The following is a 20,116-nucleotide window of genomic DNA, read 5'->3' on the forward strand; positions in this document are numbered from 1 at the left end:
CAGACGCATCATGGCAAGACTCAACGACTGGCTCGGCCTGATCCGATTTTCGCACACCATTTTCGCATTGCCCTTTGCGATCCTGGCGGCGTTCCTAGCCTGGACGACGCCACTTCCCACAGCCATTCAATCGTCACCCGCGGTGGATGGCGAAGCGACCGCGGCGGCGATCTACCCGCAAGTCCGCTTGCAGGACATCGCCGGAATTCTGTTGTGCATGGTCCTCGCTCGAAGCGCCGCGATGGCATTCAATCGTTGGGTCGATCGGCGAATCGATGCCGCCAACCCTCGCACCGCCAATCGACACATTCCCGCCGGCGTGCTGTCCGCGCCCAAGGTTCTCGTGTTCACCATCGCCTGCGGAGTTGGGTTCGTCGCCGCGACGTTGCTCTTCTTGCCAAACCGATTGCCACTTTTCGCGTCAGTTCCTGTCCTGCTGTTTCTGTGCGGTTATTCGCTGGCGAAACGGTTCACGCAATCAGCCCACCTCTGGCTCGGCGTCGCGCTTAGCCTTTCGCCGTTGTGCGTGTGGGCGGCCATTCGCGGCGAAGTCGTGCTGCAGAACATTGGCGATTTCTGGGTTCCCGCATGGCTCGCCGTGGCGGTCGCTTTGTGGGTCGCCGGATTCGACATCATCTACGCCTGCCAAGACGCGAAATTCGACGAGGCGGAAGGACTGCACAGCGTCCCGTCAAAGCAAGGGATTTCCGGTGCCCTGCGGGTTGCAGCGCTGGCCCATGTTGCGATGATCATGGCCTTGGTTGTCCTGGCGTGGACTGGCGGATCGTCAGGTCTCGGAGCCCTTTTCGCGGTGGGTGTCGGATTGACCGCCGCGTTGGTCGTTTATCAGCATCGCCTGGTCTCGCCCAACGATTTGTCTCGCGTCAATCTGGCGTTTTTTCATACCAATGCGATCGTCAGCGTGATTCTGATGACGGCGGGCGTGATCGACTGCTTCGTTTGACGGTTTGAAAGTCAGGCAGCTCCCGCTATTTCTCGTTTCCCCCTTCGAATCAACACCATGCAAGCCAACGAACGAGACGCACGTTTTCGCGAAATTCGAGATAAGGTCGAATCCGAGGTGCGACTCTCGATGGAAGACGGCCTGTTTCTCTACGAACCGGAAGTCTCGATCCAACAAATTGGCGAACTGGCCAACTTCGTTCGCGAACGCAAAAACGGAAACGTCGGCTACTACAACATCAACACGCACCTGAATCCGACCAATGTGTGCGTCTATCGATGTCGTTTCTGCGCTTTCCGAAAGGATTTGCGAGACGAAAATGGCTACGCGATGACCGACGAACAGATCCTGCACCGCGGCGCCGAAGCCACCGCCAACGGCTGCACGGAAATGCACATCGTCGGCGGTTTGCACCACCAACGAAAATACGAGTGGTACCGCGATATCATCTCGTTGCTAAAAGAGAACTACCCGAAGATTCACCTGAAAGCGTGGACCGCGGTTGAGATCGATTGGTTCCGTTTCCAAACCAAAAAATCGTTTGAGTGGGTGTTGGACGACATGCGTTCCGCAGGACTCGGCAGCATGCCCGGAGGCGGAGCCGAGATCTTTCACCCCGAAGTTCGCGACCAACTTTGTGAGCACAAAGCCAACACGCCGGCATGGCTGGAGATCCATCGGACGGCCCACCAAATCGGTTTGAAGACCAACTGCACGATGCTCTACGGCCACGTTGAGAAGGCTTACCACCGCATCGATCACCTGATGCGTCTGCGTGAACTTCAAGACAAAACGAATGGCTTCCAAGTCTTCATTCCGCTCGCGTTTCACCCGGACAACACGAAGTTATCCGACTTGAAGAAGCCGTCGGGCTTGATGGACCTCCGTACGATGGCGGTCAGTCGATTGATGCTGGACAACATCCAGCACATCAAGGCCTACTGGATCATGCTGGGTATCGAGACGGCTCAAACGGCGTTGGCCTACGGAGCCAATGACATTGATGGCACGGTTCGACACGAATTGATCTACCACGATGCGGGCGCTCAAACGCCCGAGTTCATGTCGGTCGAGCAGATCCAGGATCTGATTCGCGAAGCCGGCAGAGAACCCATCGAACGCGACACGACTTACAACCGAGTGATTCGCGACGAAAACGATTTCAGGAATTGGCATTCCGGCGAAAGCGTCGACGCCAAAACGGAACTGGCCAGCGCGTAGTCACTGGCCAACGCCTAGTCGATCACGATGCAATGCGTCGGCCAAGAGTGGCCAACCTACGGAGCGCGACCCCACAGCAGAACAGTTGTCCCCAACTGTTCCATGTGTGCGGGTCGCTCCTTAAACAATCTCGAAGCGAATGTTGGAGCGGCCGATAGAGAGACTGCCAGCCGGAACTCCGCTGCGCTGCGGTCCGCCCTACGCCAGGAAAAGAACCTTGCGAATGTCGCGGATCACTCCGTGGTCCAGCGTCCGGCATCCAAGACCAGCCCTCAACTATTGGTCCAGAAACGTCAACGGTTCCGCCCGACGCTCCCAAAACCACCTGGGCCCTAAGCCCCAGAAGCCTGAAGTTGGCCGCTGATAGCGGATTCCAAACCGAACTTCATCAACGTCTCTTGCAAGATCGCTTTCTCGGAGTCGTTCAACGGCACCATTGGCAATCGCATTTCGCCGGTGTCGCGACCGACCATTTGCATCGCGGCTTTCACGGGAATCGGGTTGGTCGCCAATCCCAACATTTTGCTGCACAACGAGTACAGACGATGGTGCAACGTTGCGGCTTTGGTGTAATCACCACCCGCCGCCGTTTGCACCATTTCCAACATCGCGGATGGCACCAAGTTGGCGGCCACGGAAATCACACCTTCGGCACCGACGCTCATCATCGGCAAAGTCAGCGAGTCATCGCCGGACAAAACCGTCAAGTCGGTGGCTCCCAAGATCGCGGAGCATTGATCCAACGATCCAGTGGCTTCCTTCACCATCGTGATGCCCGGCAGTTCCGCCAAACGCACGATCGTTTCGACTTCGATGTTCTTCGCCGATCGCCCGGGAATGTTGTAGACACAAACAGGGATGTCCACGGCTTCCGCGACCGCGCGGAAGTGTTGATACATGCCCTCTTGAGTCGGCTTGTTGTAGTAAGGAGCGACTTGCAACGTGGCGTCGGCACCTTCATCGGCAGCACGACGGGTCAAACGCAGGGCTTCGGCAGTGCTATTGCTGCCGGTCCCAGCCATCACCTTCACACGTCCCGCGACGTGCTGGATGGTGAACGAGATCACTCGTTCGTGTTCGTCGTGAGTCAACGTGGGTGATTCGCCGGTGGTTCCGCAAGGAACAATGCAGGTCACGCCGGCATCGATTTGAAAATCGATCTGTTCGGCCAAACGTTTCTCGTCGACTTGTCCATCGCGAAAGGGGGTCACAATGGCGGTGGACAAACCAGCGAAATCGCTGCCTTTTCTGAGAGACATCAAGCACGTCCGGAACAAAAGTCAAAAAACAGAGTCATCTTCACGAGCGAACAGTTTAACGATTTCTCGAAACATTTCACGGGCCAAAATGCTTCCCGTTCACACGAACTGAAGCTCACATCCGCAGACCTGCAAACAGGGCCCTGTAAACAATGTCCACCGAACAGCAACCAACGGATAGCGTCCAGCGAACAACTCTCGCGTGTGTCACGACAGGACGAAAATGCACGCCCCAAAGTTCGCGTGGAACGAACGCGCATAAAAAAAAAGACGCGGTGTGGAATTCGCGAATCGATCGCCAATTCCACACCGCGTCCAAAACATCACTGGCCGGGCCATTCATCGCCCGAGCCCATCCGACTCAATTCCCCGTGAGGCTCGAGGACTCCACTCGAACCTGAATCAACGAGTCTCGGCTCAAACCAAGTTCTTGCGAACGGCCCAAACAGCAGCCTGAGTCCGGTCCGAAACGCCGAGCTTACGCAGAATGTGCTGCACGTGCTCTTTGACGGTTTCGTAGCTGATGCCGAGCATCTTCGCGATTTCTTTGTTGGTCAAACCGAGGGCCATTTGACGAAGCACTTCGCTTTCGCGTTGCGTCAGCGGCACGTCAATGTCTTGGTTCATACGAGGCGTCGCCAAGGCACCAGTCACTCGACGCAGTTCTTCGCGAGTCCAAGATTGCTGGCCGTCGAATGCCAAGTTCAAGGCTTCGATCAAACGCTCGACAGGAGCCGTTTTCAGGATGTAGCCACACGCACCCAGCGCCACAGCGCGAGCGACGTAAGTGGGGTTGTCGTAACCCGAGAACAACAGGATCGGCAGATCAGGGTGATCCAACTTGATCCGGCCGAGGGTGTTCAGACCATCACCACCTTCCATGCGGATATCCAGCAACACAGCATCCAAAGGCGTGTTGCTCACGATTTCCAAAGCATCGGCGGCTTTGTCGGCTTGCGCGACGACTTCGATGCCCGTCCCCTCGAGGGCAGCTAAAGTCCCCAACCGGGAGACTTCGTGATCGTCAACGATCAAAAGGCGTTTCGACATCAATTTTTCCGTTCTGATTGAATGAGGTTTGAGTGGGAGCCAAGTTGGGGCTGCTTAGCAGTCAAAGGTGTGAAAACGGGTTGTAACGCAATCAACCAAACCGGAGAACCGGATAGTTGACATGTGACGCATTTATCCAACGGCATCGCACTGCACGACCCTTTGCATACAAATCTTAGCTTATTAATACCTTAAGGCCAGGGACGATCCAGCCACCAGGGCGATGTCAAACATGCACCAGGCGGCCATCAAACGGCCCAAACCTTGCGAAATGCAAGCAAAACGGGGATTTTCGCGTTTCTTTTGAGGAGAGGGGCAGTTCAACTCAAATCAAAAACGCTCAATTTTCTCCCCCATCAGCGTGGACACTGTTCTCTCTAGCAGGGTGTTTTTAAACGTCGTATGTCACACAATCGAATAGCTAACAATCTTAAAACTTGTCTCCAGAATTTTTAAAAAACAATTGCCGCCTTCAATGAAAGTGCAATTGCGTTCAGTTTGAAACGTCCGCCACGGACGGGAGACAAACCCCGCCATCCGTCCGGAACAACGCTGGTTGAATTACGCCTGCGGGGGGAAATCGGATCGCTTCCAGTTGCGAATTGATAGCATTCACGCAGGTACAGTACTACCGGACGTACCGAACACTCTGCCAGCACATCCCTTCAAATGATCAGCCAGTCTGCAGCCGGGATCAGATTCGTTCTCTTTCCATGGAGCACTCCCCGCGGTTTCATTGAGTCAATTCCTTTCGGCGGGCAACCTCACTGTCACAAAATTTCAGTCACGTGGGTTCAGTCACCTCATTTCATTGGTTGGCCTCATTTCACCGGGTGGATTGAGCTCACCAAATGAACGTGCCAGCGAAACACCGGGTGGGACTCAGGCTGTCGTCAATTCCTCGCCGCGCTCCTGCTCAAGCCTGAACGGCAACACCGCCAACCAGACCAACGCAATTCCTTCGCGACGGGCGGGGGTCGTGAGACCGAAGCAATGTCGGTAAACTCCGCCGGTTTGGAGCGTACCGGACATCGGAGAATTGGATTGATGGCGAAAGGATTGTTCACCCAGGGCATGTGCGTGCTACTGCGCCGTCCGCTCGAGATGGACGAGATCCAATCCCGCCTGAAGCAGTTCCAGTTGGTTGGACGTCAGGAATCGCTTGACGACGAAGATTCCCCGGAAACGCTGATCTACGATTTCCGCCCGGACGTCGGTGGCCACCTCTTGGTGACGCCATCTTCCATCCCTTGGCCTGACGACATGGGGGACCCGGATGAGTCGCCCGAAAGATTCGTTGCATGGTCGCTGGGGCAGTTTGGGCCGCTTGCCTTTCCTGGATGCCTGACGCGAGCCTGCGAACAAACCCGTCATTGGGATGACATGCCGGATGTGCCCTCCGAGCACACTTGTCACATTCGGTTGCTGATCAGCTACGTGCTGGGAACCGAAGAAGACGCCGAGGAGGACGACGACGACCTGCCGCTCGTTCCGGACGACTACGAGGCCATCGACGAGCTGCACTTTTTGACCAAGGCCGTCGCCGCGTTGCTCGAATCACCCGACGCGATTTGTTATTTCAATCCCGGCGGTGAAGTTCTTTGCGATGAAAACGTGCTGCGGGTGGGACTGAATCACGCCTGGAATCTAGAACTTCCGCCCCTGGACATGTGGACCAACGTTCGCGTTTTCGTGGACGAGAACAAATACGCCATCATGGACACCGTGGGCAACGGCCAGTTCGACCTTCCGGACATGGAAGCCGTATTCCGGTTGTCCGATTACAGCGCCGAAGACGTCGAACGATTCCTTCGTCACGCTTCGCTTTATTTGTTGGCGGGTGACGAAGAAGTCACCACCGGCGATACCGCCGACGGCCCCGGCGGGCAAACGTGGCTGGCCATGGAATGCGATCAATCGCTGTCGGACCCGCCTCGACCAACGATCCGCTGGATTCCCGAAGACGGACAAAATTTACCCGAGCATCTTTTGGATCCCGGAACCATCGACGACGAAATGGGTCTGGACGATGAAATGGGGCTCGACGACAGCGTGGATGAAGGCTTCCTCGACGACCATGAATTTGGTTCACAAGAATTTGGTTCAAAGGGCTTCGACCCCAACGGAACCGACTACTTGGACCCCGGCCCATTCGACACTGAATCGCCGGAGGATGACGACGATTGATGCCGTCGGCCCAGCGAAAATCAGATGGACGTTCTGCGAAAACCAATCGCCGCAAACATGCATCGGGCTGGCACAAATCCCCTGATCCAGTCATCTTTGCCGCAAGAGTCCCCACACCCTCGTTTGTCCATTCCGCTTCGTCTCAACGCGAATCCTATTGAACCGCAGTAGCTGACCATGTCACACACGATTGTCATCTTTGGTGCCAGTGGCGACTTGACGAGCCGCAAATTGATCCCGGCTCTGTATCGTCTTTTCTCACGAGGCCGTTTGCCCGAGTCGACTCGCATTGTCGGTGTGTCGCGCAGTCCCTACGAGCACGAAGAGTGGCGAAAGTCGTTGCGTGAGACGACATCGAAGTTCGTCGGCAAATCATTCGACTCCGAATCTTGGGACGCGTTTGCTCCCAACATCTACTACCAACCCGGCGACATCAAAGACGCCGATTCGTTCAATGCCTTGGCGACTTTCCTCGAAGAAATCGAAGAGGGTCAGACGACAGGACGAGTGTATTACTTGTCGACCATGCCGCAGTTGTACGAAGAAGCCATCCAGCAAATGGGTGCTGCGGGATTGGCCGATGACTCCAACGGTTCACGCCGCGTGATCATCGAAAAGCCCTTCGGCACAGATTTGAAAACCGCTCAAAAACTGAACCAATCCATCCACGAGGTTTTCCGCGAAGACCAGATCTATCGCATCGATCACTACCTCGGCAAAGAAACCGTGCAGAACATCTTTGCTCTGCGGTTTGCCAACAGCATCTTTGAACCGCTTTGGAATCGCAATTACATCGACCACGTTCAAATCACCGTGGCTGAAGAAGTCGTGATCGGCCGCCGCGCGGGCTACTACGACAACAGCGGCATCCTGCGGGACATGTTCCAGAATCATATCCTGCAATTGATGATGATCACGGCAATGGAACCGCCGGTGAAATTCGACGCGGCACTCGTGCGTGACGAAAAGGTGAAAGTCCTTCACAGCGTCCGCAGAATGACCGGAGGTGACTTCGCCGCCCAAACCGTCCGCGGCCAATACGCGGGCTACTTGCAAGAAGAAGGCGTGCCACCGGGAAGCCAAACCGAAACATTCGCGGCGTTGAAACTTTATTGTGACAACTGGCGTTGGCAGGGAGTCCCATTCTTCCTTCGCAGTGGCAAAGGCATGTCCTGCCGCACCACGCAAATTGTCATTCAATTCAAGAATGTGCCTCACCAACTCTTCGGCGGCAGCAATTCCAAGAAGAAGCTTGGCAACCGTTTGGTCATCCAAGTCCAACCGGCCGAAGGCATCCAACTGCACTTCGAAACCAAAGTCGCCGACGCGGGCATGAAGACTCGCACCAACCACTTGGACTTCAACTTCCAAGACAACAACTGCGGTGAGGAAACACCCGACGCCTATCAGCGTTTGTTGCTGGATGCGGTGCAGGGCGACGCGAGCTTGTTTGCTCGCGGGGACGAAGTCGAATTGGCCTGGAGCATCATCGATCCCATCATCGAAGCCTGGCGTAGCCCCGCCGCACCTCCGCTGCATTCCTACCCGACTGGCTTGTGGGGCCCCGAGCAATGTTCACAGTGGATGTTCGACCAAAACCGCGAATGGTTCGACGTTTGCCCAGTGATCTAGGCGTCGAAAAATCGGCGACACGTCGATTCACGCTGAGTCGGCAGCACCGGTTTAATTCCAGTCGCCCCCGAAAGCGGAAACGCTGAGTATCCTGTGGGGCATGTCGTACCCGAACGCTTCCACGACCGATTCCGCCAACACGCAAGCCGCCCAGGCTGGAGGTTTGGAATCCGCGAACGCCGGGAAAAACGCGAATTCGGCGGCGAAGCCCACCGCCGCTGAGCAAACCGTGCGTCAGCTCGCCGAGCAGTCTCGCGACGAGGCGGAATTTCTTCATCGCCTGGCGACGCATCTGGCGGAGATCCACTCGGCCGCCTTGGTCGCGGTCCAAGACAACTCGTTCCCACAACCGCGCATGTTGGTTCGCAATGAAACCATCGCGGCGAACCTGGATCGCGACTGGCTGCGGCAACAACTCAGCGAGGTCTCCCCCAGCGCCACGTCGTTTGTGTTTGAAACACCAAACGGGCAAACCGATGCGAGAGCGACCGCGTTGGGAGTGGAACTGTTGCCGGCGCCGCAATCGGCGAAGTTGATGCTTCTGCACGATCACGAGCTCGCTCCGACGGCACTGCTGCCCGCAATGAAACAGTTGGGCGAATTCGCGAAAGCGTCTCGTGAACGATTCGCAACGCCAACGCAAGTGGATTCCGAATCAACCGAGTCATCACGGGCAATTGCCACGCTTGCCGGGGAACCTCCGGCGCACGAACTGGTCAACCTCGATCAAGCGTTCCGAAACGTCCGTGCGGTGATGCGAGGTTTCCATCAGGACCTCGACCCGACGTCGACCGCCTACCGCATCGCGGCTGATCTGCCGCGATTGTTGGCATGCGATCGGGCAGCGGTCTTGCTACCCAAAACTTCTTCTCGGCGACCAAAGTTTCAAGTTCGTGCGATCAGCGGATCGTCCGTGATTGATCGACGGTCCCCTTTGATTCGCAGCATGAATCAATTGGCCGACGCGGTGGCGGTCATCAAGCGTCCGTTGATCCTGCCGGCACAAGCAACGTCGCCAAACGATGAGCAAGCAATCGATCCCGCCGCGCTGTCGCCGCAATTGATCGAACCGCTCGAAGGTTATCTGGATGAATCCGGTGTGCATTCGGTAGCGATGATTCCATTGTTTGAACCATCTCAATCAGACGATCCGTATGCCACGGAACTCGGGCAAGACTTGTCGCTGGATGCTCCGTCAGATGACGAACTGAGGAGTCACGCCAACAACCATCCTCCCATTGCGATATTGATGCTGGAAACGTTTTCGGGTGATCCGGCCACCGAAATCTCTCCCGCGATTCGCGAGGTTGCCGATGAATCCGCATTGGCGCTCAGTAATGCTCTCAACCACGCCAGCGTCTTTGCATTACCTCTTCGCCGCCCGCTAGCAGCCGCCTCACGAAGAGCGTTTCGCAATTGGGCGGTGGCGATCAGCCTGTTGGTCATGGCGGGGTTGAGTGCTGGTTGGTTGATCCAAGTCGATCACCACGTCGTCGCGACTGGCGAGGCTCGTCCCGCCGTTCGCCGAGCAATTTTCGCGGGAATTGACGGCATCGTGGATGAGCTGTTGGTGTCCGATGGGGATCACGTCCAAGCCGGCGAGATGCTGGTGCGTTTGGACAATGCCGAACTGACACGTGAAGCCGAAGCCATCTCCGGTGAGCTGGCGACCGCCACCCAACAACTCAGTTCCATCCGAGCTTTGTTGCTGTCAGGGGACAATGGCGATCGAGAAAGCGCTCAAAACATTCTCGAACAACAATCGCTCGAAAACCAAATCGAATCACTGAACAAACGATTGGATTTGAATCAACAGATGCAGTCGATGCTTTCCATTCGTGCCCCGTTTGACGGGCAAGTCGTCGGTTGGCGATTGAACGAAAGGCTGAGCGACCGTCCGGTGTCCCGCGGCGACCGTTTGCTGTCGATGGTACAGCCCGACGGCCCATGGGAATTGGAACTGAAACTGGAGGAATTTCGTTCGAGAGAGGTTCTGCAGCGATATTCCAATGGCGATCCCCTGCCCATTCGATTCGCGATTGAGACTCGGCCGACGGAAACGTTCGAAGCGGAAGTCACATCGGTCGGTTCGGTCGCCCGCCGGCGTGCTGATGGACGAAGCGTGCTGGACGTCGTCGCGAAAATCAATGAAGTTCCCGAAGATGGCTTTCGTGGAGATGCGGAAGTCACCGCAAAAATCGTTTGTGGCAAGAAACGCTATCTCGCCAGTGCCTTGGACGACGTCGTGGATTGGGTTCACCGCAACGTGCTGTTTCGATTTCGCTGATGGGTGCCCAACAAGATTCATCGACCCGGCGTCCTTTGGATGTGCGGCACAAGATTGGACTGAAAGCCGTCCGTGTCTCGCATCGTCATGCAGGTTGGGTGGTCGTTCATGATCCGGTTGCTTCCAAGTATCACCGGCTTCGCGAAGACGAGTACTTCTTGTTGACGCTGCTGGACGGTGATTGCAGCTTGGACGATTTGCGGGATCACTATCAAACACGCTATCCCAATCGGCGTGTTCGACCGGGCCAGCTCAATGCATTGCTGTTTCGTTTTCACGAAAGCGGGCTGACGATCAGTCATTCCGCTGGCCAGGGAACATCGCTGCTTCGCCGAGCCGACCAGGATCGCCGACAGAAGATTTGGTCGACGCTGAGCCAATGGTTGTTCCTGCGTTTTCCCGGTGTGGATCCAGCCCCGGTGATGCGGTGGCTGATGCCGATCGCTCGACCATGGTTGAGTTGGCCGGGGATCATCACGCTCACGGCGTTCGTTGCGTCCGCTGCTTTGTTGATGTTGATTCATCGAGACCGCTATTTCGCGGAACTGCCATCCGCTGGGCAATGGATGACGATGCAAAGTGCGTTGATTTTGGCTGCCGTCGTTGCTTTGACGAAGATCGCACACGAACTGGGCCACGCATTGGTATCCGAACGTTTCGGTGCCAAGTGTCGATCCATCGGCCCGATGTTGTTGGTCTTCACACCAGCGTTGTACTGCGACACCAGCGGATCGTGGCTGATCGCCGACCGTTGGAAACGGGCCTGCATTGCCTTGGCCGGAATCGGCACGGAAGTCATCATCGCATCCGTTGCAGCGTGGGTTTGGTTGATGACGCCTGTGGGATTGGTGCACACGATCGCGTCGCATGTCATGGTCGTCTGCGGCATCAGCACGGTGGTGTTCAATGCGAATCCGCTGCTTCGATACGACGGGTACTACCTGCTGTCGGACTGGACGGACATGCCCAACTTGTCACAACGAGCCAAACGTGCGTGGGGACGAATGTTGTCGTCCGTATTCTTGGGCCTCCCAGCCAACCGCAACCAGGGTGAACCAGCCGATCAGTCCGGTTGGTTGCTTGTTTATGCTGCCGCCTCGCTCGCTTATCGATGGGTGTTGATGTTCACCATCATCGGCTTCATTTGGGTTTGGCTGCGTCCGTATGGTTTGGAAATCATCGGTCAGTGCATGGCCATTTTCGCGATTGCTTCCATGGCTTTGGGAACGATCGTGCCACTCAAACAATTTGGGACCAATCCTATGAACCGACGGAAAGCTCGTTGGTCGCGAATTTTGATTTGGGCGGCGATTCTGATCGCGGTTGGATTCGCGGGAACGATCCCGCTGCCTCGTTCAGTCACAACGGCCATCCGATTCAGCCCTCTCAACGAAACAAGGGTGCACCTGACATCGGGCGGCGTCCTGACTCGAGTGGTTGTGCAGCCCGGAGACAAAGTTCTCAAAGGAGACTTGCTTGCCGAACTGACCAACCCGGATGTCCAACGCGAATGCCTTGATGCCGCCAGTGCATTGCGTGATCAAGAAACACGGCTAGAAGGATTGCGGTCTTCGCAAACCTTGGTGCCCGAAGCCAGCCACCAACTTCCGGCTGCCGAAGCATTGCGCGACGAACTGGCCAGTCGCTTGAAGGCGGCCCAGCGTCGTCGTGACTCGTTGGCCGTGACCGCCCCCTGTGACGGCACCGTCATGGTCGCGCAGAGCAATCCCACGGGTGACAACTCGGGTCCACGCGGAATGGATTCGTTGGACGCCGATGCGAATCCGCTCGGGCTGCGACCAGAATCCAACCCTGCGATCGATCGAACCGCTGTCCGGTTGGCGTCGTGGTCTGGCGACCCGACCTCGCCCGAGAACATCGGTTGCACCTTGGAAGCCGGAACTGAATTGCTGGCGATCATTCCGAGCGAACTTTCATCGTCCAATTCGGACTCCCCCGAGACGTCCGACATCCCTTGGCGAGCCGAAGCCGTTGTCACGGCGGTTCAACGTCGAAGGATGCAACCGGGCCAAACCGTCACCCTCATTCGCGACAATGCCCCGACGGAAGTCTTGCTTGGAAAGATCGCCGACATCGCGGAAGAAACGTACGACTCCCGAGTCGACACACCTCGCCGAGACCACCGGCAAGCCGACTCAGCCGTGCGTACTCCTCAAACAAGTTACCTGGTCAACATTTCACTGGTCGACTCGCCCACGAATGATGACCTGACGCTGCTGGGTGGGTCTGGAAAAGCCAAAATTCGCGTCGAACCGGCTTCTTTGTGGCAAAGAATCTACGAAGTCCTTTCAAGTTTATTCCGCTTCCGCTGAACCTCGTATCTTCCTACCTTTCCTAGACTTTCGTCGCAGGACGGGTACAATTAACATCCCACCTGCATGATGACACGCGAAGTCCATCGACTTCGATTTTGGCAGAACATTTGCTTCTCAAGCCGCGTCATCACCCTCCTACGTCGTCACCCACCTAACCTGAACGTTTCGTTCTTCCAGGAGAGACCCCTTGAATATTCGCCCTTTGATTACCGGCGCCGCCGCGACTTTGGCCATGACCGCTTCGGTGGCAATGGCTGAGACCGGAACGCTGAAAATGCGTTTTGTTTACGACGCCCCCACCGTTCCCAAGTTGGACCTGATCGATCCGAACAAGGATGTCGACTTCTGCGGAAAACATGACATTCCAAATGAGAAGTTAATCGTCGACGCCGATTCGAAGGGCATCAAAAACGTTCTGGTTTACGTTTACACCGGCCGCGGTGGCACCAAGCTGGACGATGTTCCCGCCAAGAACGAAACGCTCACGTTGGCGAACAGAGATTGCCGTTTCGAGCCACACTACGTGATCGCACAAACCGGCGACACGCTGAAAATCACGAACCCCGATCCCGTCGGTCACAACGCGAACCTCAACTTCTTCGCCAACAAGGCGGAGAACTTGATGATTCCCGCGCAAGCCGAAAAAGAAGTCGCGTTGGAAAAGCCTGAGCCAGCCGCGATCCCAGTCGAGTGCAACATCCACCCTTGGATGCGTGCCTACGTGGTCGTTCTGGAGCACCCCTATGCAGCCGTTAGCAGCGAAGACGGAACGCTGGTCATCGAAGGCTTGCCCACCGGCGATGTCACTTTCCGCGTCTCGCACGAAGCCGGCAAGATCGACGAAGTCAAAATCGATGGCAAGAAAGAATCTTGGCGTCGCAGCCGATTCGAGCTGGACATCAAACCAGGCATGAACGACCTGGGTGACATCATGGTCGCCGGCGACGCCCTTTCCGCCGACTGATCAAACAGTCCAATCAAACCTCAATAAACTCGGCGTCGCCCCCGGCAACGCCGAGTTTTTTTGTGCAACGAGAGGATCGCTGAAGCTGATCGCCCCGCCATTCGGGTGGAGATTTAACGACTGTACCTACAAGACGGCTCGATGCCAGAGATTGCTCGCAAGCGGTGCTGAATTGACACACTTCTTTCATGTGTTCATTCGATGAACGAAACCATGGTGAAAGGACATTCAGAACTCACCTGAATTGCATCCCACTTGGGTTCCCAGTCGAAGGATCGTGAAATGCCCTCCAAGAAGATCACGCTCGTCCAGTCATGCTTCGTCGCAATCTTCATTGCAACGCCCCATCACCAATTGCTTGCTAACGACTCCAGCTTCTACGTCGGCGGTCTGCTACTTGAACGCGTGAACCAGAGCGATCCACTGCTCGCAAATGCAGTTGCCGACTCCACCCGTCAAATTACCGGTGATGATCTTCAACACGAATTGGAGGGTGGTTTTGAACTCACGATCACCAAGGCTGTCAGTCAGCACGTTGATTCTGAGATTCGCTATTTCGGATGGTTTGAAGATTCAGCGACTGCGACCTTGAGTACTACGCCTGCGGAGCTAATTCGACTGAACACTGCGGTGCCTATCAATGCCACCGCCGGAAGCCGTGTGGTTGCCGAATTTAGTTCTTCACTCCACAACTTCGAAGCGAATTGCCGACGGCAGGTCAACGAGGATTTCCAGCTCTTGTTCGGTTTGCGTTACCTTCATCTCGATGAAGGACTGACGGTCGGATCGCCGGATTCTGCTTCCGAAACGACTATCGCGATTGACAGCCGAAACGATCTCTTCGGTACGCAAATCGGTTTGCATTCAAGCTTGATCACTTGGAACCGGTTGTCGGTCGGACTTCAGGCAAATGCGGGGATCATGCTGAACCATGCCGACCAGAACTCCACTGCCACCACCACCATTTCAACTCTCCGATCCATCGACGATGACGTTGATGTAGCGTTTCTCGGAGAACTCAAGTTGCAAGCAGGTTACAAGCTCAACAACTCCATCGAGATCTTCACCGGCTATCATGCCCTCTGGCTGTCGGATGTTGTTCTCGCTGATAGCCAACTTGCCAATACAAACTTTTTCGCTCGCAATGGACTGAACAACTCTAGTGACGTCCTTTTCCATGGCTTGAGCACTGGAATTCAGTTTCGATACTAGAACAGTCGGCCATCGTCTTTAGCGAGCGTCTGCAAAAGATCGTCATCTTCGTCTTCATCCTCTTGAGGTGAAGTTGCAATTTGTTGCGAATCTCGCTCAAGACGATTGATCACCCGGAGAGCATCCAACGCGGTAACACGCCCGTCACCATTGACGTCATGGACGTTGCCTGTTGACTCGACGTACTCACCCTCGGGCCCGTCATTGGATTGAATGTTGTTGATAACCAGCAACGCATCGAGAGCCGTGACCGCTGAGTCACCGTTGACATCTTCTGCCAAGCGACCTCGCACCAGATTGCTCACAGGACTAGCCGGTGCCATCCCGAAAGCCTGAAAAAACAACGGTCCAGCCAGTTGTTCGGCGGTCAGTTCGATAACCACGGTGGCGTTGCCGTTTTCGCCCGCCACGCCGATCACTGGGACGGCGGCGTTATCGATGTCCACCGTGACGTCATAGTCTTCGAACGTGGTGCTGCCTTCGCTGGTGCCCATCGTGAACGCCGAAAACGCGCCGGGTTCTTCGCCGGTCAGGATCAGCGTGTTCTGTCCAACGACCAATGGCTGGACAATCAAGCGGCCTTCGACCGGTGCAACATCGTCGTTGACGATTTTGATGATTCCCGTCGCGTCGTCAATTTCGATGCCCCGTGGACGGAACAATCGCACGACGATCCGTTCATCGTCTTCGACATCGGTGTCACCAAAAATGTCGACGGTGAACGTTTTGGTCAACTCGCCGCCGGCGGCAAACGTGATCTCTTCACGCGTGTATTCAAAATCTTCCCCGGCGGTCGCCGAGTTATCGATCGTTCTTGCCAGCACCGATGCGTCGTCGAGATTGTGGCTGCGCGTGATGGTCAATTGAGCTTGACGCACACCCGAGTCCGATTCGATTACGCGTGTGTTGTTGATCGTCAACAGCGCCGGCTGGGCATCATCGTTGACAATCCTGATGATCCCGGTGGCGTCTGCAATCTCGGCACCTCTGGAGCGGAAGAGTCGGACCACGATCCGTTCGTCGTTTTCAACATCGGTGTCACCGAAGATGTCGACGGTGAACGTCTTGGTCAACTCGCCGCCGGCGGCAAACGTGATCTCGTCACGCGTGTATTCAAAATCTTCACCGGCGGTCGCCGTTTTATCGATCGTTCGTGCCAGCAACGAGACATCGTTTTGGTTGTCGCTGCGCGTGATCGTCAGTTGTGCTTGACGCACGCCGGAATCCGATTCGATGACGCGTGTGTTGTTGATCGTCAGTTGTGTCGCCTGGACCGGTTCCACATCGATCTCGTATTGCGCCAGCGCGGTGGTGTCGGCCGTGTTTTGGGTCCGTACATCGACGAGGAACGAACCACTGAACGAACCGGGCAACATCATGACGATATCGTTGGTCGGTGGTTCGACGAATTGCCAGGTCACACCGTTGTCGGTGGTTTCCCCTTCGCTCAGTTGGGTTCCGGCAGGGAGCCCCGACAGTTCAACAAAGTCCAGCTCACCATTTGACTCGTCGAACGTAAACGGCAACACAGCCGGTTGGCCCTGAACAATATTCTGGGTGAGTCCTGTTTGCGCGCTGATGGCGAAGTTTGCAACTCCGGTCGCATTGATGCCGTCAACCTGAGCGAATTTTGAAATGGCGGTTGAACTTGAGTTCTGAGTGGCATTCGCTTCGGCGATCGTTCCATCGTCCGCGGTTGCGCTGGCGGCCGACGCCGTGTCGGAAACACTTTCTGCAGTGCTCTGCCCAGTCGCCGTTGATCCGGCGACCGATCCAGCATTCGCTGTAGCGGTTGCGGAGGAATCATCCACTGCGTTGGCGGAGGCAACCGAATCCTGTTGGGCGTCAGCAGAGACGACCGACCCGTTGTCTGCGCTCACGTCGGAGGTGCTGCCTTTGTCTGCAGACGCGACCGCTGTAGATTGACGGTCAGCGGTGGCGGACGAGGAGGAAGTGTCATTGGCAACCGCTGTCGCGGAACCTTCTCGATCGGCGGTCGCTGTGGCGTCGGAGGTTTGAGTTGCCTCCGTTGTCGCGTCCGAATCGTTAGTTGCGACTGAATTTGCTATTCCGGTGTCGACAGCATTGGCGGTTGCTTCGGAGGAACCCGTGGCGAATGCGGATGCAGCGGATTGAATGTCGGCATCGCTGGTGGAGGTCGATTGGCCGTCCGCTGTTGCGGAACTGGACGAAAAGTTGTCGGCGGTTGATTCAGCCGTACTTGCGGTCGTGGCATTTGCCGTTGCGACGGACCCGGTCGTTGCGATTGCTGACGTGGTTGAGTCATTCTCGGCGGACGAAGATGCGACCGAGCCACCGTCCGACTCTGCCGTGGCGTTCGAGACATCAACCGCGTCCGTCGATGCGGTTGATGAATTGTCGGAAGTCGAGTTCGCGATACCTCCATCTTGAGCTACTGCAACTGACGTGGATTGACGGTCAGCATCGGCGGACGCGGAGGAATTGGAATCGGCAACCGCTGTTGCCGAACCTTCTCGATCGGCGGTCGCGGTGGCGTCGGAGGTTTGAGTTGCCTCCGTTGTCGCGTCCGAATCGTTATTTGCGACTGAGTTGGCGAGACCTTCGTTATCCGCGTTTGCGTTTGCTTCGGAGGAGCCGGTGGCGAGAGCGGTCGCTACGGAGAGAGCGTTAGCGGTTGCGATCGAGTTCGAGTCAACTTCGCCACTTGCGTTGGCGGTTGAAGTGTTCTTAGAGGTAGAGGTCGCGGTGCTTCCGCTCGACGCGATGGAAGTTGCAACCGAGCCGTTTTCAGTCAGTGAGGTTGCTTCTGAATCGTCTGATGCGGTTGCGGAGGACGAGGAACCGCCGTCTGCTGTTGACTCCGCACTCGAAACGTTTGCAGCGTCGGCACTTGCGAGCGACGAGTCGCTTGCGTTCGCGGTTGCGTCCGAGGTTTGTGTCGCGGTGGCATTTGCGATCGAATCATTGGACGCGGTCGATTCGGAATTTCCGGTTTGGACGGCTGTCGCAGCGGCTTCCGAAGATTCAACCGCAGAGGCATTCGCGGATGACAGTTCATCCCCTTCCGCAGTCGAGCTCGAATCCAAATCAGCGGTTGCATTGCTTAGCGATCCATTGTCGCCAATCGCATTCGCCGTGCTTCGGTTGGTAGCCTCAGACGTCGCAATTGACCCATTGGCAGCCAACGCGGTTGCCTGGGAACTATCGGATGCGGTCGATGATGCGGCCGATCCGCCATCGGCGGACGCTTCCGCATTGGAGACTCGCTGGGCATCAGCCGCGGAGACGGACGAGTTATCGGCCGTCGAGTTCGCAATACCTCCATCTTGAGCTACTGCAACCGACGAGGACTGGCGGTCGGCGACGGATTCGGCGATGGAATTGATGTCAGCGGAGGCCGTCGCAGACGCTCCGCGATCGGCAGATGCCGTCGCTGAGGAGGCGTCTCCGGAGAATGCGGTCGAATCCGCACCGTTGAAGGCTGTTGCCGTTGCATTGGAATCGTCGAGGGTGGCCGCATCAGCGATGCCTCCCGTCTCAGCACGGGCTTCTGCTGCACTTTGCTCTGCGGATGTTGCCGAGGCTTGCCCGATGTCGGATGCGTCGGCACTCGCGGCTGAATTGACGAGCGCCGTCGCGGTTGCATTGGAAGTGTTACTGGCAACCGCATCGGCGACACCCATCTCATCCGCATTGGACTCCGCAGCACTTCCTTCGGTGGCCGACGCGGTGGCCTGCGAATCAGTCGATGCGTTTGCGGTTGCCGCTGAACCATCGATCGCGGTAGCGTTTGAGATTGAATTCGAAAGAGTGTTCGAGTTGGCGGCGGAGTTGTCCTCCGAGATTGCCGTCGACTCTGAATCGACGTCCGCCGTCGCGACGCTGACGGAAGAATTGCTGGCTTGCGCGTAGGTTACTGAGTTGTTGTCGGCGGTCGCCGTCGAGGAGCTGTCGGCATCGGCAATCGCGATCGCGGACGAGTTGTTTTCGGCAAGAGAACTCGCGTCGGACTCGTTGCCCGCTGCCGTCGTGGCGGACGAATCATTCCTCGCGACCGACGTCGCCATGGCATTGGTTCCAAACGAGCTGGCCAACGCGTCGGAGAAGTTGCGTGCCGAGGCACTTGACGATGCGCCGACGCCTTGGGCAAACGCACCGGCGATCAACAACGTGTCGTCTTGTCGCAAGTCGTCAAATGCGGTGACCGGATCGGCCGCATTGTTGACGGTCAGCAACGTGTCCGAGACGTCCTGCACACCGCCGGTGGTGATCACCAGTTGCGATTGTGTCCCGTCGTCGGCCGCGGAAACGGCGACTTCACTGGCTGTCGTGATTGGACCAGGAAACGTCAGCACGATATTGTCGGCCAGCTTGCCCGATCCGCTGACCAAGAACGTCAACACGCCGTCGTCGCTGGTATTGCCATCGCTAACGGTGAACTCGATCTCCACATCGACGCCTTGGCCCGGACCGACCGTGTCAAAGACCGCCGCGTTGGTGTCAAAGAACAGGACTCCGTCATCCGCATTGGTGATCTCGTACCGAAATCCAACATCCATTTGCGAGAACCCGCTGACGCCATCAATCGAGGCCATGCCGAAGGTCAGCGAAGCGGTGGTCAGGTCGTCGTCGACGTCGGTGCCGAATTCGTCGACCAGATCGGCAATCCGGACTTCGACGTCCGTGTCGACCGCGATCCGGCCGGATTCAAAGGTCTCTGCGACCGGAGTGGCTCCGGCCAATACCCGACGCGATTCCAGCGTTTCGATACCAAAAAATCGACGACGAACTGTTCTCCGAGGTTGCTTGCGTTGCAAGGAAGCAGACAGTCTTCGGCGGATCACATTCTTCACGGCTGGCCTCAATCTCAAAGCGGTTTCTCGACACTCAACGCCCCCCTGCAGAACCAGAGACGTCGGCACGACCGACATAGAGTAATTAACCGTCACAACCAGGGAAGTCCGTCCCCCCTGCCTAACGCAAAATAATAGCGTCCAGCAACTTCGACCGGCCAAGATGAGG

At 56.6% G+C, this 20,116-nt stretch carries 11 protein-coding genes; 8 read left to right on the plus strand and 3 right to left on the minus strand.

The annotated features are described in order from the left end of the window. Window positions 1-10 precede the first annotated feature (10 nt). A complete protein-coding gene (locus LOC70_RS11560) occupies window positions 11-964 on the plus strand; it encodes a 4-hydroxybenzoate octaprenyltransferase (protein WP_230253732.1) in 954 nt (317 codons plus the stop codon). A 57-nt stretch (window positions 965-1,021) separates the two neighbouring features. Then, the gene (gene mqnE / locus LOC70_RS11565; RefSeq protein ID WP_230253733.1) at window positions 1,022-2,185 is read left to right on the plus strand and encodes an aminofutalosine synthase MqnE; all 1,164 of its coding nucleotides are present in this window, start codon (window positions 1,022-1,024) and stop codon (window positions 2,183-2,185) included. Between the two features lie 332 nt (window positions 2,186-2,517). Here the strand turns inward: mqnE and dapA are convergent, their stop codons facing one another. Then, window positions 2,518-3,444 carry a 4-hydroxy-tetrahydrodipicolinate synthase gene (gene dapA / locus LOC70_RS11570; protein ID WP_230253734.1) on the minus strand — a complete coding sequence of 309 codons (927 nt, stop codon included), beginning with the start codon at window positions 3,442-3,444 and terminating at the stop codon, window positions 2,518-2,520. 417 nt (window positions 3,445-3,861) lie between these two features. Next, window positions 3,862-4,494 (minus strand): response regulator, encoded by a 633-nt coding sequence (locus LOC70_RS11575; protein ID WP_230253735.1) that lies wholly within the window; start codon window positions 4,492-4,494, stop codon window positions 3,862-3,864. A 1,047-nt stretch (window positions 4,495-5,541) separates the two neighbouring features. On the opposite strand from LOC70_RS11575, the gene LOC70_RS11580 reads away from it, so the two are divergent. From LOC70_RS11580 to LOC70_RS11605, 6 genes are all read left to right on the plus strand, one after another. Beyond that, a complete protein-coding gene (locus LOC70_RS11580) occupies window positions 5,542-6,681 on the plus strand; it encodes a DUF4261 domain-containing protein (RefSeq protein WP_315857249.1) in 1,140 nt (379 codons plus the stop codon). Window positions 6,682-6,858: 177 nt separating this feature from the next. Beyond that, window positions 6,859-8,313 (plus strand): glucose-6-phosphate dehydrogenase, encoded by a 1,455-nt coding sequence (gene zwf, locus LOC70_RS11585; RefSeq protein WP_230253737.1) that lies wholly within the window; start codon window positions 6,859-6,861, stop codon window positions 8,311-8,313. 100 nt (window positions 8,314-8,413) lie between these two features. Beyond that, entirely contained in the window at window positions 8,414-10,600 is a 2,187-nt protein-coding gene (locus LOC70_RS11590) for an efflux RND transporter periplasmic adaptor subunit (protein WP_230253738.1), read from the plus strand. Further along, on the plus strand, window positions 10,600-12,933 hold the full coding sequence (locus LOC70_RS11595) for a site-2 protease family protein (RefSeq protein WP_230253739.1): 2,334 nt from the start codon (window positions 10,600-10,602) through the stop codon (window positions 12,931-12,933). The genes LOC70_RS11590 and LOC70_RS11595 overlap by 1 nt, the downstream gene beginning before the upstream one ends. A 190-nt stretch (window positions 12,934-13,123) precedes the next feature. After that, window positions 13,124-13,900: a methylamine utilization protein gene (locus LOC70_RS11600; protein ID WP_230253740.1), complete on the plus strand. Its 777-nt coding sequence runs from the start codon at window positions 13,124-13,126 to the stop codon at window positions 13,898-13,900. A 282-nt stretch (window positions 13,901-14,182) separates the two neighbouring features. Continuing rightward, entirely contained in the window at window positions 14,183-15,112 is a 930-nt protein-coding gene (locus tag LOC70_RS11605; RefSeq protein ID WP_230253741.1) for a BBP7 family outer membrane beta-barrel protein, read from the plus strand. Here the strand turns inward: LOC70_RS11605 and LOC70_RS24490 are convergent. Next, complete coding sequence (locus LOC70_RS24490) at window positions 15,109-19,947, minus strand: Calx-beta domain-containing protein (protein WP_230253742.1); 4,839 nt, start codon at window positions 19,945-19,947, stop codon at window positions 15,109-15,111. The two genes, LOC70_RS11605 and LOC70_RS24490, sit on opposite strands and share 4 nt — an antisense overlap. Window positions 19,948-20,116 lie beyond the last annotated feature (169 nt).

The organism is Rhodopirellula halodulae, from assembly GCF_020966775.1.
GTDB lineage: Bacteria > Planctomycetota > Planctomycetia > Pirellulales > Pirellulaceae > Rhodopirellula > Rhodopirellula halodulae.